Here is a 15,698-nt window from a genome sequence, read left to right as displayed (position 1 = left end):
CCTGTCTTGGGCGAGTCAGTTCAACTCAATCAGACAGGCATTTGGCGTGAACAGTATTACCCGCGTACCTTCCGTTGTCGTCGATGATGAAATTGACCTTTTTGCAATGATGCAGTCCATCTGGAAGCAAAAAAAGCTGATTGCGGCTACAGCGTTGGTCATGGGTGCCATTGCTGGCGCATATGCGTTTTTGGCCACACCTGAATATGAAGTGAGCACGCTGCTGCGCCCTGCAGCCCTCAATGACCTGGATGCCTTGAACCGTACCGAGGTCTATTCCCTGCCGCCTGGCAAGGCCTTGGTGCGAGTAGGTGCAGCGCTGGACTCCTACGACACGCGCCTCAGCTACTTTCGCGCCAACCCCAAACTGTTTGACGCGTTTGGCAGGCCAGGGCAGTCGCCCGAGCAGGTGTTTGACGAGTTCAACCGCGACTCACTCAAGCTGGTACAGCCAGCCCCCCAAAAGGCCGACCTGCTGAGCGCCTATATCGGCTTGGAGATGCGCTACCCCAAAGGGGTAGAGGGTGATGAAATTCTCAATGGGTTTGTTCAATACGCCATTGAAAATGAACGTAAACAGATCGCTGACGACCTGAAGGTCATCATCAGTAACCGCTTGAGCGAAGTGGACACCAAGCTGAACGCCGCCCGTGCTGCCTATTATGCCGCGAAAGAAGGCAAGATTGCGACCTTGCTAGAAGCCGATAACCTCAAGCGTGCGCAGCTGCAGGACGAGCTCAAGGCGCTGCGCGTGCAGCTAAAAGTACGCCGTGAAGACCGCATCGCCCAATTGGATGAAGCCATCAGTATTGCGCGTTCGCTCGGCCTGAAAAAGCCGTCAACGCCATCGTCCATGGCCAGTGAAGGTGAGTTGGGCAGCAATATCATTCGAACCGAAGTCAACAACCAGCAAATCCCCTTGTACTTCATGGGCACCGACGCCCTCGAAGCAGAGCGTAAAGCTTTGCGTCAACGTACGTCTGACGATTTTGCCGACCCGCGGGTAGCGCAAATTCGCAAGGAACTCTTGTTGTTGAACACAAACCGCGAGGTTGAGGTGCTCAACCAGCGGACAAATGAAGAAGTGTTTTTGAGTGATATCGCGCCACTTAAAGCTGAGCGTGTGCGCTTGTCGAGTATCAGCACCGATATGCGTGGATTGAGTCTGGTTTATGTTGACCGGCTCGCAGTCGAGCCAGCCGATCCAGTCAAGCCCAAGAAAGCTCTGATCATTGCATTGGGGATGGTAGTGGGTTGCTTGCTAGGCGTTTTGATGGCTGTCCTCCGCCATTTGTTGGTGGTTCGCCATATGCACCTACTCCGTTCCAGCCCTGCAGCATTGTCTCAAATGACCGGGGCTGCCATCCAGCCAGATAGCCCGTTGCGATAATGCGCCGCATGGTTGAATTATTAGGAGTATGAGCGGCATCTTAGCGTGGTGATTTCAGATCAGACGCACCGGTTTGGTGGTATGGAGCTTTGTTTTCTGGTATGTCTTGGATGAAGTGACGCTGGCGTGAGGCAATAGGGCTTGGTCAGAGTAGCCACCGGCAGTCCAAGCGCGCTCACGCTTCTGTTATGCTGACATGTCTTTTTGATGGGTCGAGATGTGCCACGGTAAGGGATGAATGCCACCAATGCCGCAGAGGTTTGAGGCGGTTTGGTTGAGCCTTGCCTGAAGAAGCCTGTCGCGACGCTGTTATTTTGATGTCATACAGCATCATCCAACGAGCGTATGCAGCTTGAACGGGATCGAGTTTATCGGTGTTGATTCACTGCCTAAAAACGGTACTGCATGATTCCTCAAAAAAATTGGTATCTGGTGCATTGCAAGCCGCGCCAGGACGAAAGGGCAGAAGAAAATTTGGCACGTCAAGGCTATGTCTGTGCTCGCCCAATCTGTACCCGCGAACGTATTAGCCGTGGAAAGCGTCATACAGTGGCTGAGTCATTGTTCCCTGGCTATCTGTTCATTCAAATGGCGGATGAGTCTTCTTGGGCACCTTTGCGTTCAACGCGTGGTGTTAGCCGTGTTGTCAGTTTTGGAGGCCGGCCGCTGGCCGTTGGGGATGAACTGGTTGCCCGCCTTCAAGAGCAAGCAGGGGGTCATAGTTTTGCGAATGTCCAAATAGGCGAAAATGTTCGGATCATAGAAGGCAGTTTTTCAGCGCTTGATGCCATATTCATGGCAATGGATGGAGAAGAGCGTGTCGTGTTGTTGATTGACCTTTTGAGCCGCCAGCAGCAGGTGAGTTTACCGTTGGCGAGTGTTTCAGCGTATTGAGTTGCATCTGGCCAGAAGGCTGGAGCTAGAAATGGTGTGGCAACGTTTTCAGGAAACAGACGAAAAATCCTGGGGCGGTAGCGTGCCTAAATTATGGTTTCTGCATCGCGCATCTAGGTAGGCAGTGTCTCCAGCGTTCCAATCCTGATGAATATGATGATTTAGTGAGTATCTCGGATGACAACGGTTGCATTTATACCCGCCCGTGGCGGCTCTAAAGGGGTTCCTGGCAAGAATGTCAAATTGATAGCTGGCAAGCCGCTCCTCGCATGGAGTATTGAGCAGGCGAAAGGCGCTAGCTTGATTGACAAGATTGTTGTGTCTACCGATTGCCCTGAAATCGCCGCCTGTGCTCGTCAGTACGGTGCCGAAGTGCCATACATGAGGCCTGCTGACATCTCGGGTGATACTGCTACAACTGAAAGCGCAATGCTGCACTATTGCGAGTGGCTAAGTGCCCGTGGCGAGAAGTTTGATAATTTTTTGCTGGTGCAGGCAACATCGCCCATTCGAGCAGCGGGGCGTTTCGACGATGCCATCCGGTTTTTTGAAGCGGAGCATTTCAATAGCTTGTTGACGGTTACGCCGTCCCATCGTTTTTTCTGGAAAAATCCATCTGCGCCTGAAGCATCATACGATTTCATGAAACGTCCTCGTCGGCAGGATATTCCTGAGTCTGATAGAAGATACATGGAAACAGGGTCATTTTATATTACCCGCTGGGATGACCTGGTTAGCACGCGCAACCGGCTTTGTGGCAAGGTCGGCATGTACATAACACCAGAAGAGGAGTCCTATGAAATTGACTCCTTGGTAGATTTTAACGTTTGCGAAAGCATCATGTCCGCGTTGGAAGGGAATTAAATATGTATATTACAAAAAGCACTCAGAAATATATTGTTTTTTCTGAGGATTCCCTAGTTGATGTTTTAAAAAAAATTAATGAAAACAAGTCTAGAATTGCATTTGTTGTTTCAGAGCATGCAGTCCTAATGGGTAGTATTTCTGACGGAGACGTTCGTCGCTGGTTGACCAACAATACTGAAATTGACCTTAACGTGCCGGCACATAGCATTATGAACACCGCATGCAAGCGTGTTGTGCTAGGTGAAGAGAAGAGCACCTATAATTCTTTGTTTCACAGCGGTGTTGATTGCCTGCCTGTTGTTGATGAGGCAGGCCATCTGGTGCAGTTGGCATTTCAGAAGTCTGAAGGCTTCTATATTGGTTCTCGTGAAATCTCCGAGAAGTCGCCGTCTTTTATCATTGCCGAGATAGGGAACAACCATCAAGGCGATATTAAACTGGCTAAGCAACTGGTTGATCACGCTGTTGCTTCAGGCGTGGACTGCGCAAAATTCCAAATGCGTAACGTCAAGCAGCTTTACAAGAATGAAGGTAACAGCAACGATGCCTCGGTGGATTTGGGGGCACAGTATACGATGGATCTGCTGGAGAAATTCCAGCTGAGTAACGAAGCGCTCTACGAGGTTTTTGATTACTGTAAAGAAAAGAATGTACTTCCACTGTGCACACCGTGGGACCATGACTCACTGGCAGCACTGGAAGCCTATGGCATGCCTGCTTACAAGGTAGCCTCGGCGGACTTCACCAACTACGAGTTGCTGGAAGCAATTGCTAAAACGGGCAAACCATTTTTGTGCTCAACTGGCATGTCCAGCGAAAGTGAAATTAAAAGTACCGTTGCGTTTCTAGATCGCCTCGGTGCGGATTATGTACTGTTGCATTGCAACTCTACGTACCCGACACCGTACAAAGACGTAAACCTGAAGTACCTGAGTCGGTTGAAGAAAATTACCGGAAAACTCGTTGGGTACTCTGGGCATGAGCGTGGAATATGCGTTCCTATCGCATCTATTGCATTAGGTGCTTGTGTTATTGAAAAACATTTGACGGTTGATCAGGGGTTGGAGGGAACTGACCATAAAGTCAGTCTTCTGCCTGATGAGTTTGCTGAGATGGTACGGCAGATTCGCAATGTCGAAGAGGGGCTGGGATCAGACGAGTTGCCAAGAGAAATTACACAAGGCGAACTCATGAACCGGGAAAACTTGGCGAAGAGCTTAGTTGCAAATACGCCCATCAAGCAGGGCGCTATCATCACGCGGTCAATGGTGGCTATCAAGAGCCCTGGCCAAGGTATTCAACCAAACCGTATTGATGAACTGGTCGGCAAGGTTGCCAACCGTGATATTGATGCCGGTGGTTTCTTTTACGACTCAGATATTAATGGCGTAGTGCAGAAACGCGCGGATTATAAATTTGATCGCCCGTTTGGTGTACCAGTTCGATACCACGATTATCGCAAAATCGTGACGGACTCTAACCTCGATTTTGTCGAGTTTCACTTGTCTTACAAAGACCTTGAAGTGAACCTGAGCGATTTCTTCGATGGCCAGGAGCCGCTTGGCTTTGCAGTACATAGCCCTGAGCTGTTTGCCGGTGACCATATTCTTGATCTATGCGCCGATGATGAGGAATATCGCCAGCACTCAATTCGAGAACTCGAGCGAGTGATTGGCATTACCCGTGAACTAAAGAATATTTTCCCGAAAACTGATCGGCCGGTAATTGTAGTTAATGCGGGTGGTTGGGATAATAAAGGGTTTATTGATCCAGCGCTGAAGCCGGCAATGTATAAGAAGATTGCTGATGCGTTCAACTGTATGGACTTGAGCGGTGTTCAGATCGCTGTGCAGACCATGCCTCCTTATCCGTGGCATTTTGGCGGTCAGAGCTACCATAATCTGTTTGTCTGCGCTGAGGAAATAAGAGCATTCTGTGAAGAAAATCCTGAGATTAAGATTTGCTTGGACGTTTCTCACTCAATGATGTCCTGCAATTACTATGGTTGGGATCTCATGAAGTTCGTAGAAATCATAGCTCCATATAATGTCCACATGCATATTGTTGATGCCAAAGGCGTTGACGGTGAAGGCATTGAGATTGGTAAGGGTGATGTTGATTTTACTGCGCTGTCTAAATTGCTTGCAGAAAAGAACCCAGGTGTTCAGTTTATTCCTGAAGTTTGGCAGGGGCATAAAAACGGCGGTGAGGGTTTTTGGTTGGCATTGGATTTTTTGGAAAGTGTAACTCTCTAATCATGCCTAAGGTATCTATTAGGAAATATTCAGGGCTTGCATTTACATACATCGAAAACTTTTATCGATTGCTGTATAGCTTTGGATTTTTGGTCGCTGCGCAGCATTTGCTTAGTGTCGAGCAGTTCTCGAACTTTGCATTTTATGTTGTTGTGGCGGCATTTGTTTACGGTGTGTCTAAGTTTTCCATTGATGCCTACGCCATTAAAGAGTTTGTCGGTCGCCCAGAGCAAGCGATATTTGTTCTGCGGCGATTGTGTTTGTTACGAGCAGGTTGGACGGGGATAATTGTTTTACTTTCAATAGCTATTCTTTATTTTTCGGGGAGATTTTATCCCGTCCTTTCGCTCTTAGTGGTGCTTCAATTTTTTCGATCTATTGATATATTTGAACTTTTGCTGCGTGCTGAGGAACGGTTGTTATTTCAAGCTTTGGTTAGAATGTTTTCTATGATAGTTGTTACCGTGTTGGTTGCATTCTTTTTAATGTTTGAGGTTTCTGTAGATGTAGAGACTTTGGTTTTTGTTCAGGCGCTAGAGTGGGGGGTTGTAATACTAATATATAGTTTAAGTTTTTTTAAATGCTTTGGTTCTAAGTCGGCTGAAAGTCGTCGTGTTAAAGAAGCCGTTAAGAAAATAGTATCTGGTTCGTCTTTTGTTTTTTTTGCTTTTTTGCTTTTTCTTTGTTATAGCAAAATTGATCAGTTGCTGCTTAATTGGTTTGCTGAAGCTGCTGAGTATGGCGATTACATGATAGCTGCTAGGCTGGTTGAAGCGTCAGTTGTTGTTGTTATTTCCCTTAATATGTTTTTTTATCCAAGGCTTGTTCGGCTTTATGATGTCGATCGTCAAAATTTTTTTGTAATGATCAAAAAGATATCATACTCGTTTTTATTAGTTGCGGGGGTGGTGTTTTTAGTTGTGCTGGCTCTTAGGGTTTATTATCAGTTTTTGCCACATATTTTTACTGGATTATTTTCCCTTAGGTTGATTGAGTTGTTGTCTTGGTTAGCTGTCTCGCTATTTCCGGTTTTTCTATTTGGGCTTAGATCCTCGTTTTTTACTATTGTAGATGAGCCTGGTAATATCCTGTTGGGGTCTATTTTGGGTTTTGCTGTTAGTGTGCTATTTGGTGTGCCACTTATATATTTTTATGGCTTGTATGGTGGGGTTGCCTGTGTGTTATTGACTTCGGTTTCTTCATTGCTTGTTTCTAATTTTTTCTCTGCTTCTGGGCGTACTTATTTGAGGTTGATATTTCTTGGAAATAAATAACTACAGAGAAAAAAAAGTTCTGCCAGTCTGGCTTGTGGCTTTGATGTTAATTTTGCCTCAGGTTGGTATAAGTCTGAATGGCTTTTTTATTGACGCATATCGTCTCTTGCTAGCTCTATTGTTCCTTGATTTTTTTATATGTTTGACTTTAAGCAAGAAGCTTCTGATTAGCGGAAGGCTTTTGATTTTTTGGTCGAGTTTTTTTCTATCAGTTATGCTGCCTTTTTTTATACAAAGCCAATTGAATGAGGTTGGAGATTTTTTTGCGCACATAACTAATCTTGAAGGTCGTAGTGATCCTAACTTGACTTTTGGTGATGCGTCGTATGTGCGGCGAGATTTTTTTGGGATGCTAGGTTTAAAATTTTTCTCGGTTGTGGTTCTGGGGTTTCTTCTATCCTTTTATATATCAAAGTTGAGTGTATCAAGTGCTCTAAAATTTTCGCGATCAGTGGTGTTTTCAGCTGTGTGCTTTCAGGCTTTTTATATGGTACTTTATTTTTTCGGGGTGTTAGATTCTTTTGCCAATATTTTTATGATTGGGGCTACTGCGAGTCAATTTGATGGCGGAGTAAGCAATCGTTTAGGTTTTTATCGGTTTCCCGGAGGTTTTTCTGAGCCTTCATTTATGGCGGTTGTAATTTTTGGGGCTGTATTTTCGTACTATTATATTGCATCGAGGAACGATATTCGAGTTAGTTTTTTCTCTAGGGTTTCGTTGGCGCTGATGTGCTTTTTTTTATTTGCGACTACTATTTCCATGATGACAATGTTTGTTTTTGTTTTTTCGTTTTTCTTTATTTTTTGGTCTTCGATAAGAAAAAGTAGTATTGAGATTAGTTGTTTTGTTTTTGTAGTTGTTGCCTTCCTTCTCCAGTTTTTTTCTATGATGTTTAGTTATGATTTTATACCTCAGGGGTTAGAGTCGATAGCTGTTAGGCAGTTGATGGTTACAGCGCTTTCGGATCTTAGTGTGAATGCGCTTTTGTTTGGGTACGCTTTTTCGGAAGTTTACAACTTTCCGTTTGTTACAAACTTGATTTTACAGTTAGGGTGTGTCGGTACCTTGGGGATTTTGTTTTCTTTTTTTTGTTTTTCTGACGGCAAGTGGATTTTGCTAAGCTGCTTTGTTCTCATACTTTCAGTTTCTCCAAATCTTAGCTACAGTTATCTTTATGTTTTTCTTGGTTGTCTCGTTGGTAGTCTTTTAGTTAAGTCTAGTCATAGGTGAGTGGCGTTATGGTCTCTTTAAGAAAATTTGTGAAGAAAAATAAAGCGATTTTTATAACGCTCCGTGAATCTGTGATGTGGTTTAGGAAGAAGCGCTACGGATGGAGTAATGTTTCTGTTAGAAGTTGGGTTGTTCCTAAGCAGCGCTATATAGCGAAAGATTTTGAGTTGGGTGATTTTGGTTTTGTCGGTGCGGGGTGTACGATTTATCCGAGAGTTCGTGCGGGGCGCTTTCTTTTGATGGCGCCGGGAGTTTCTATTATTGGGTCCGATCATGAGTTCAATTGTGTTGGTACTCCAATTTGCTTTTCCGGAAGACAGGTTTTAAAAGAAACTATTATTGAGGATGACGTTTGGATTGGGCAGGACGCACAAATCATGGCGGGGGTTACGATTGGGTTGGGTGCAATTGTCGCGTCAAAAAGTGTTGTGACTCATGATGTTCCCGCCTTTGCTATAGTCGCGGGAGTGCCCGCAAGAGTGATTAAGTATCGTTTTGGGGATGATGAGGATCGAACTGCTCATGTTAGGTCGATTTCAGAAATTAATAGCTATGGTCATCTGGTTGAAGACTTGGAGTGATAAATGAGTTTTCAGAAAAAAGTTTATTACATCATTCAGGCGTATGTGCCTTTGGCTTTTATTCCATTTGTTTTGAGATTAGCTGTTCGATTTAGGTTTTTTTTGAATGGCCAAAAGGCATTGTTGCAGCATAATAGTGCTTTGAAAAACTCTGCCTTGGGGAAGGATGCATTTATATTGGCAACAGGCCCTAGTTTGAAAGGCGTTGATTTGAGTTTTTTAGCAGGACAAGATTGTTTTAGTGTAAGCAATTTTTTTCTCCATTCTCAGGTAAATTTGCTGTCTCCGAAATTTCACTTTTTTGCTCCTTATCATGAACCTTTAATATTGCAAGAGTATATTTCATGGATGCAGCGAGCTGATAATGAATTGCCGGCGAGTACTGCGATAGTTTTAGGTCTTCAGACTAGATCGATGGTTGAGCAATATGGAATATTCAAGGGGCGAGAGATTTTTTATCTTTGTCTTGAAAAGTCACCTTTGTCTAACTCTGTTGTAGATATTACCTCTCCAGTATTGGCTCCTCAAACTAGCCCTGTAATGGTTTTGCCTGTTTTGTATTATATGGGGTACTCGAGGGTTTTTCTGCTTGGCTGTGATCATAATATTCTTAAAGATTATGGTGGTGTTGTTGAGAATTTCTATTCTCCAGATCAAGATCCTAGGAAGAATGCTACGTCAGGCGAAAATTGGAAAGATGGTATTATTAAGCATTTAGATAATGCAAAAAATGTATTTCTTCAGTATTCGTATTATGATGATTTGTTTCGTAAGGCGGGTAGGGTTATAAAGCATACCTCTAAATATGGTTGGCTTGATTTTATTGAGTATGTCCCACTCAATAAAAATGATATTTTTAAGGCGGAAAAATGAAAAAGGCACTTATTACCGGTGTTACAGGGCAAGATGGCTCTTACTTGGCTGAGTTTCTCTTGGAGAAAGGCTATGAAGTGCATGGTATTAAGCGCCGTGCTTCGTCTTTTAATACTCAGCGTGTTGACCATATTTATCAGGATCCGCACGTAGATAATCGCAATTTTGTTTTGCATTATGGCGATTTGAGTGACTCTTCTAACCTCACCCGTATTATTCAGGAAGTACAGCCTGATGAGGTATACAACTTGGGGGCACAGTCCCATGTTGCAGTGAGTTTTGAGTCCCCGGAGTACACCGCAGACGTTGATGCCATGGGGACACTGCGTATTCTTGAAGCTATTCGTTTGTTGGGCCTGGAAAGAAAAACACGTTTCTATCAAGCGTCGACGTCTGAGCTCTATGGACTGGTGCAAGAGACTCCTCAAAAGGAAACGACACCGTTCTACCCTCGCTCCCCTTATGCGGTAGCCAAGCTTTATGCCTACTGGATTACAGTAAACTATCGTGAAGCTTATGGTATGTATGCCTGCAACGGCATTTTGTTCAACCATGAGTCGCCACGTCGTGGTGAAACATTCGTAACACGTAAGATTACACGCGCCTTGGCGAACATCGCCCAAGGCCTGGAAAAGTGTTTGTTCCTCGGTAATATGGATGCCCTACGTGACTGGGGTCATGCCAAGGACTACGTCCGCATGCAATGGATGATGTTGCAGCAAGAACAACCTGAAGACTTCGTAATTGCAACCGGCGTGCAATATTCGGTGCGTGAGTTCGTGCGGTGGTCGGCTGCTGAGCTAGGTCTTACGCTGCGCTTTGAAGGTAAAGGCGTCGAAGAGCATGCGATTGTAGAACACATTGAAGGTGACAAGGCGCCGGCACTGAAGGTAGGTGATGTCGTTGTGCGTGTGGATGCACGTTATTTCCGGCCTGCAGAGGTGGAAACCTTGTTGGGCGATCCAACCAAGGCTAAAGAAAAATTGGGGTGGGTACCGGAAATTACCGTACAGCAAATGTGCGAAGAGATGGTGCGCGAGGACTTGAAAGCAGCTCAGCGCCATGCGCTTCTGAAGTCCCATGGTCATGACTTGCCTGTTTCTGTGGAGAACTGATTGTGGCCCGTAATCTGGAGCAGTCGATTTTTGTGGCCGGCCATCGTGGAATGGTTGGCTCAGCCATCGTTCGCAGGCTCAAGACGCTTGGCTACTCGAACATCCTCACCGCAACGCGCGATGAGTTGGATTTGCTCGACCAGGCGGCGGTTCGGCAATTTTTCCAAACTCATGCCATTGACCAGGTTTATCTTGCCGCAGCCAAAGTGGGTGGTATTCATGCGAATAACACCTATCCGGCCGATTTTATTTTTGACAACCTGATGCTTGAGGCCAACATCATCCAAGCTGCCCACCTGAGTGGTGTTCAAAGGCTGCTATTTCTCGGTTCTTCCTGCATCTATCCAAAGCTGGCAGTGCAGCCTATGACGGAGGCCGCGTTGCTGACAGGTGTGCTTGAACCAACGAACGAGCCTTATGCATTGGCCAAAATTGCTGGTATCAAGCTCTGTGAAAGCTACAACCGTCAACATGGCCGCGATTATCGTAGTGTGATGCCAACCAACCTCTATGGCCCGCACGATAATTATCACCCTGAAAACAGCCATGTTATTCCAGCGTTACTGCGCCGCTTCCACGAGGCTACTCAGCGAGGTGATACCGAGGTTGTGATCTGGGGCAGTGGCAAGCCAATGCGCGAATTTCTGCATGTCGACGATATGGCTGCTGCCTGTGTGCATGTCATGGAGCTCGAGCCCCAGCTATATCAGGCACACACACAGCCAATGCTTTCTCACATCAACGTTGGTACAGGCGTCGATTGCACGATTGCTGAGTTGGCGCACACGGTTGCCAAAGTAACCGGATTTCAGGGCAAGCTGACGTTCGATGCGACGAAGCCTGACGGTGCTCCGCGCAAGCTGATGGACGTTTCGCGTTTGGCCGCGTTGGGCTGGACAGCCAGTATTGGCCTTGAACAAGGTTTGCAGAGTGCCTATCAGTGGTACGTCGACAATGTGCAAAACGCTCGGACTCACTGATGAAAATTCTGCTTTATGGCATCAATTACAGCCCAGAGCTGACTGGAATCGGAAAATACAGCGGAGAAATGGCCCGCTGGCTTGCTGAGCAGGGCCATGAGGTACGGGTTGTTACCGCACCACCGTACTATCCGGATTGGAAAGTATGGCCTGCGTTTTCATCCTGGCGTTTCAACTGTACTCAAGAGGAGGGCGTCAGTGTTTACCGGTGCCCGCTCTATGTGCCGGCTAAACCGGCGGCACTAACGCGCTTGTTGCACCTGGCAAGTTTTTCTATCTCATCTTCGTTGGCAATGCTGGCACAGCTGAGGTGGAAGCCAGAGCTGGTCATTTTGGTGGTCCCGACGCTATTTTGTGCACCTCAGACGCTCCTGCTGGCTAAGCTGACGGGCGCTAAGTCCGTTCTGCACATTCAGGATTTTGAAGTCGATGCATTGTTTGGTCTGGGGATTGCCAACAGCGGCGTGTTAAAACGTATTGCTTATGGTGCAGAACGGCTCATTTTGCGTGCATTTGACCGTGTTTCAAGCATTTCTGCGGCCATGCTGCGGCGCGCCCAAAGCAAAGGTGTCAGCGTTGAGCAGTTGCGTTTTTTTCCGAACTGGTCTGAAACCGCACGGTTTGCCAATGTTGCGCGTAATGATGCATTGCTTGCGCGGCTGGGCATTGATCCAGCCAAGAAGGTGCTGCTTTACTCCGGTAACATAGGCGAAAAGCAGGGGCTGGAAAGTGTAATCGAAGCTGCGGATCGCCTTAAGGGCCGGGCAGAGCTTGTGTTCCTGATCGTTGGCGAAGGCGCAGGTAAGGCCCGATTGCAAGCGTTGGCAGCATCGAAGCAACTGTCGAATGTGGTCTTTGCACCTTTGCAACCCTATGAGGACTTGCCCGCGCTGCTCGCCAGCGCCGATTGCCATTTGGTCATTCAGAAACGCGGGGCTGCAGATGCGGTACTGCCATCAAAACTGACCAACATCCTTGCAGTAGGCGGCAATGCAGTAATAACCGCAGACCCTGAGACCAGTCTGGGCTTGTTGTGTCTGGACCATCCAGGCATTGCAGAACGGGTAGAGCCCGAGTCTGTCGAGGCATTGCTTAGGGGGATTGAGGGTTGCCTGACTATGCCCTTGCCTAACCTGATTGCTACAGCATACGCCCATGATTTTCTCGACAAGGATCGGATTCTGGCTCGGTTTATCGATGAGGTTTAATTTTCTTTCTTGTTGTAATGTGTTGGGCGTGCTGCACGGCATGCAGAATTCATTTTTTGGTAGTACGACTTCAAAGGACAAAAACACATGTTGCTTCCGGTAATCATGGCTGGCGGTTCCGGCTCGCGTCTCTGGCCGCTTTCGCGTCAACTTAACCCTAAGCAATTTTTGCCGATGGTCGACCAAAATCAGTCCATGCTGCAGGCAACGATTGAGCGCCTGCAGGGGCTGGACGCCCAAGCGCCGCGCTTGATTTGCAACGAGCAGCATCGGTTTCTTGCAGCAGAGCAGCTACGTCAGATTGGCCTGGAGCAGGCCAACATTCTGCTGGAGCCAATGGGGCGTAATACGGCACCTGCCATTGCTCTGGCGGCATTACAGGCCATAGAGGAAGGTCAGAATCCGTTGCTGCTGGTTTTGGCTGCCGATCACTTGATTCAAGACGTGCCTGCGTTCCATGCCAGTATTGAGGCTGCCATGGTGTTAGCCACAGCAGGCAAACTTGTGACCTTTGGCATCGTACCGGCCTACCCTGAAACCGGTTATGGCTACATCCAGAAGGGCGAAGTGCTTGGTAGTGAAGGGTTCAAGGTTAACCGTTTCGTGGAGAAGCCGGACTTGTCCACTGCCCAGCATTATGTTGCTTCTGGGGACTATTTTTGGAACAGTGGCATGTTCATGTTTCGTGCCAGCCGCTATTTGGCAGAGCTGGAGGCGTTCCAGCCCGACATTCTCAAGGCGTGCCAGCAGGCATTGGCAGGTGCAGAGCAGGACCTGTACTTCACCCGTATTGATGCAAAAGCATTTAGCGAGTGCCCGGACGACTCGATCGATTATGCGGTGATGGAAAAAACGGCCGATGCCGCCATGGTGCCGCTGGATGCTGGATGGAGTGACATCGGGTCATGGTCTGCACTGTGGGATGTCAGCGAAAAGGACATCAACGGGAATGTCTTGAAGGGGGATGTTCTTCAACACGGTACTCGTCATAGCTATGTGCATGCCGAGCATCGGCTGGTGACGACGGTAGGGGTCGAGGATCTTGTTATTGTCGAGACCAAGGACGCCGTCCTGGTTGCCCACAAGAGTCATGTGCAAGACGTCAAAAAGATTGTTGAGCAGCTCAAGCAGGATCAGCGCCATGAGCATGCCAATCACCGTGAAGTGTATCGTCCTTGGGGTGTGTACGATTCGATCGACAGTGGGCATCGTTATCAGGTCAAGCGTATCACCGTAAAACCCGGAGCCAAGCTATCCGTTCAGATGCACCATCACCGAGCCGAGCACTGGATTGTGGTGAGTGGTACGGCGAGTGTCACCAATGGCGACAAAACCTATCTGGTCACGGAGAACCAATCCACCTACATCCCTATCGGCCAGGTTCATGCATTGGAAAATCCAGGTGTTATCCCGTTGGAGCTCATCGAGGTTCAATCAGGTACGTACCTGGGTGAAGACGATATCGTTCGCTTTGAAGACAAGTACGGGCGTGTCAAACCAAAAAAAGTAAAGCATGACTGATAGTGACTCAGGCGGTGCTGGCGCCTCTGAGTTGCTGTGTAGGGTTAGGGGTTTGGCTGCGGGGCGGTGCCCGGCTGCATTGCACGCTAACCAGTGTTTTATAGAGATTGGGGCCTGTTCAAAGACATGCAAGTCACTCATCGGTATCAACCAACATTTGCAGAACGGTATCCCGTTCCTTTTTTTGTCGCGTTAACGGACATGGTCATCGTCTTGGTGGCGGGCTTGTTTGCCTTCCATTACCGTTTTCAGCACTTTGAAATGACGGGGCGTTACAACACCGCAACGATGATTACGGCCATTGTGGTCGTGATCTGCCTGGCGTTGGGCGGAGTTTATGGCTCGCAACGAGGTCAGTCCTTCTGGCGCCAACTCGGTGTCCTGGTGGTTTGCTGGCTGTCTGCTGCAGGCGTTCTTTTATCGTTGACGTTTTTCCTGAAGATTTCAGATAACTATTCCCGCATCTGGTTCAGCGTAATGTTGTTTACGGGAGGGGCACTGTGTTTGTTGCTACGCTTTTCCGTATTTTTGATATTACGTCGCATACGCGGCTCTGGACTGAACCTGAAGAGCGTACTGCTGGTTGATTCCGGAGGGCAGTCCGCCAGTCAGCTAAACAGTGGCCGCACCTTGGAAGAAGACGGTTTTCGTATTTCCACAAGCCTTGCGTTTAGTCAAAACGACGACTGGGTGGACAGCTTGGTCGCCAAAGTTGATGAGTTAGGCGTGCATGAAGTATGGCTGTGCCTACCGCTCAGTGAAGGGGGCGTCATTCGCTCTATCATGTATGCGCTTCGCCACCACACCGTTGCGGTTCGCTTCATTCCGGAATGGGGTGATATCCGCTTGCTGAACCACAAGGTGAGCCATATTGCTGGCTTGTATTCATTGGACCTTAGCTGCAGCCCGATGGATGGCTCGGCGTTGGTGGTCAAGCGCCTTGAGGACTTGATTATTGGAGGCTTGATCAGCCTAATGATACTCCCGGTTTGCCTGGTGATTGCTGTTGCAATCAGGGTGTCGTCCCCTGGGCCGATTCTGTTTAAACAGTATCGAACGGGCATCAACGGCAAACATTTCAAAGTGTACAAATTTCGCTCAATGGTAGTGCATAGCGAAGGTGGCGTTACCCAGGCCACGCGCGACGATGTGCGAGTGACCAAAGTCGGGGCGTTTTTACGGCGTACCAGCCTTGATGAACTACCGCAGTTTTTCAATGTGCTCCAAGGGCGTATGTCGATTGTTGGGCCTCGCCCCCATGCGTTGGCGCATAACGAGTACTACAAGGAATTGGTCGAGTCTTACATGCAGCGGCATAAGGTTAAGCCAGGTATTACCGGTTGGGCTCAGGTCAGTGGCTACCGCGGGGAGACTGATACGCTTGAAAAAATGCAAAAGCGTGTCGAGTACGATCTTTGGTACATCGATAACTGGTCACTCTGGGTTGATCTGAAAATTATATTTCTTACTGTTTTTAAAGGCTTCATTAATAAAAACGCATTTTGATTT

12 protein-coding genes and 1 pseudogene are annotated in these 15,698 nt (G+C 47.5%); all 13 read left to right on the top strand.

Annotated features, from left to right (window positions below):
• Positions 1-46: 46 nt before the first annotated feature.
• The 13 genes and pseudogenes from KH389_RS19825 to KH389_RS19765 all read left to right on the top strand — a co-directional run bounded on the left by KH389_RS19825 (position 47) and on the right by KH389_RS19765 (position 15,695).
• Positions 47-1,390, top strand: coding sequence for a Wzz/FepE/Etk N-terminal domain-containing protein (locus tag KH389_RS19825; RefSeq protein ID WP_229590027.1), 1,344 nt, complete (start codon positions 47-49; stop codon positions 1,388-1,390).
• Positions 1,391-1,795: 405 nt separating this feature from the next.
• Positions 1,796-2,284: a transcription/translation regulatory transformer protein RfaH gene (rfaH, locus tag KH389_RS19820; protein WP_081315143.1), complete on the top strand. Its 489-nt coding sequence runs from the start codon at positions 1,796-1,798 to the stop codon at positions 2,282-2,284.
• Between the two features lie 177 nt (positions 2,285-2,461).
• Positions 2,462-3,148 (top strand): acylneuraminate cytidylyltransferase family protein, encoded by a 687-nt coding sequence (locus KH389_RS19815; RefSeq protein WP_058541040.1) that lies wholly within the window; start codon positions 2,462-2,464, stop codon positions 3,146-3,148.
• Between the two features lie 2 nt (positions 3,149-3,150).
• Complete coding sequence (locus KH389_RS19810) at positions 3,151-5,406, top strand: N-acetylneuraminate synthase family protein (RefSeq protein WP_213606100.1); 2,256 nt, start codon at positions 3,151-3,153, stop codon at positions 5,404-5,406.
• Positions 5,407-5,408: 2 nt separating this feature from the next.
• On the top strand, positions 5,409-6,680 hold the full coding sequence (locus KH389_RS19805) for an oligosaccharide flippase family protein (RefSeq protein WP_213606098.1): 1,272 nt from the start codon (positions 5,409-5,411) through the stop codon (positions 6,678-6,680).
• Positions 6,667-7,911 (top strand): hypothetical protein, encoded by a 1,245-nt coding sequence (locus tag KH389_RS19800; RefSeq protein WP_213606096.1) that lies wholly within the window; start codon positions 6,667-6,669, stop codon positions 7,909-7,911. The genes KH389_RS19805 and KH389_RS19800 overlap by 14 nt, the downstream gene beginning before the upstream one ends.
• A gap of 29 nt (positions 7,912-7,940) precedes the next feature.
• Positions 7,941-8,405 (top strand): annotated as a pseudogene (locus tag KH389_RS27600) (acyltransferase); the annotation flags it as partial.
• Between the two features lie 90 nt (positions 8,406-8,495).
• Positions 8,496-9,365 (top strand): hypothetical protein, encoded by an 870-nt coding sequence (locus tag KH389_RS19790; protein WP_153002480.1) that lies wholly within the window; start codon positions 8,496-8,498, stop codon positions 9,363-9,365.
• Entirely contained in the window at positions 9,362-10,480 is a 1,119-nt protein-coding gene (gene gmd, locus KH389_RS19785) for a GDP-mannose 4,6-dehydratase (protein WP_213606094.1), read from the top strand. Before KH389_RS19790 ends, gmd begins: the two co-directional genes overlap by 4 nt.
• 2 nt (positions 10,481-10,482) lie before the next feature.
• On the top strand, positions 10,483-11,460 hold the full coding sequence (fcl, locus tag KH389_RS19780) for a GDP-L-fucose synthase (protein ID WP_213606092.1): 978 nt from the start codon (positions 10,483-10,485) through the stop codon (positions 11,458-11,460).
• Positions 11,460-12,668 carry a glycosyltransferase WbuB gene (locus KH389_RS19775; protein ID WP_213606090.1) on the top strand — a complete coding sequence of 403 codons (1,209 nt, stop codon included), beginning with the start codon at positions 11,460-11,462 and terminating at the stop codon, positions 12,666-12,668. The genes fcl and KH389_RS19775 overlap by 1 nt, the downstream gene beginning before the upstream one ends.
• A gap of 87 nt (positions 12,669-12,755) precedes the next feature.
• Positions 12,756-14,189 carry a mannose-1-phosphate guanylyltransferase/mannose-6-phosphate isomerase gene (locus tag KH389_RS19770; RefSeq protein WP_213606088.1) on the top strand — a complete coding sequence of 478 codons (1,434 nt, stop codon included), beginning with the start codon at positions 12,756-12,758 and terminating at the stop codon, positions 14,187-14,189.
• A 126-nt stretch (positions 14,190-14,315) separates the two neighbouring features.
• The gene (locus tag KH389_RS19765; RefSeq protein WP_058541099.1) at positions 14,316-15,695 is read left to right on the top strand and encodes an undecaprenyl-phosphate glucose phosphotransferase; all 1,380 of its coding nucleotides are present in this window, start codon (positions 14,316-14,318) and stop codon (positions 15,693-15,695) included.
• Positions 15,696-15,698 lie beyond the last annotated feature (3 nt).

Source organism: Pseudomonas qingdaonensis, assembly GCF_018398475.1.
Classification (GTDB): domain Bacteria; phylum Pseudomonadota; class Gammaproteobacteria; order Pseudomonadales; family Pseudomonadaceae; genus Aquipseudomonas; species Aquipseudomonas palmensis.
This window is presented reverse-complemented; position numbering and strand designations above follow the sequence as displayed.

Bases quoted from the DNA above. Each gene is read 5' to 3' on its own strand.
- rfaH (WP_081315143.1), top strand. From the start codon at position 1,796: ATGATTCCTCAAAAAAATTGGTATCTGGTGCATTGCAAGCCGCGCCAG.
- KH389_RS19815 (WP_058541040.1), top strand. From the start codon at position 2,462: ATGACAACGGTTGCATTTATACCCGCCCGTGGCGGCTCTAAAGGGGTT.
- KH389_RS19810 (WP_213606100.1), top strand. From the start codon at position 3,151: ATGTATATTACAAAAAGCACTCAGAAATATATTGTTTTTTCTGAGGAT.
- KH389_RS19805 (WP_213606098.1), top strand. From the start codon at position 5,409: ATGCCTAAGGTATCTATTAGGAAATATTCAGGGCTTGCATTTACATAC.
- KH389_RS19790 (WP_153002480.1), top strand. From the start codon at position 8,496: ATGAGTTTTCAGAAAAAAGTTTATTACATCATTCAGGCGTATGTGCCT.
- gmd (WP_213606094.1), top strand. From the start codon at position 9,362: ATGAAAAAGGCACTTATTACCGGTGTTACAGGGCAAGATGGCTCTTAC.
- KH389_RS19775 (WP_213606090.1), top strand. From the start codon at position 11,460: ATGAAAATTCTGCTTTATGGCATCAATTACAGCCCAGAGCTGACTGGA.
- KH389_RS19770 (WP_213606088.1), top strand. From the start codon at position 12,756: ATGTTGCTTCCGGTAATCATGGCTGGCGGTTCCGGCTCGCGTCTCTGG.
- KH389_RS19765 (WP_058541099.1), top strand. From the start codon at position 14,316: ATGCAAGTCACTCATCGGTATCAACCAACATTTGCAGAACGGTATCCC.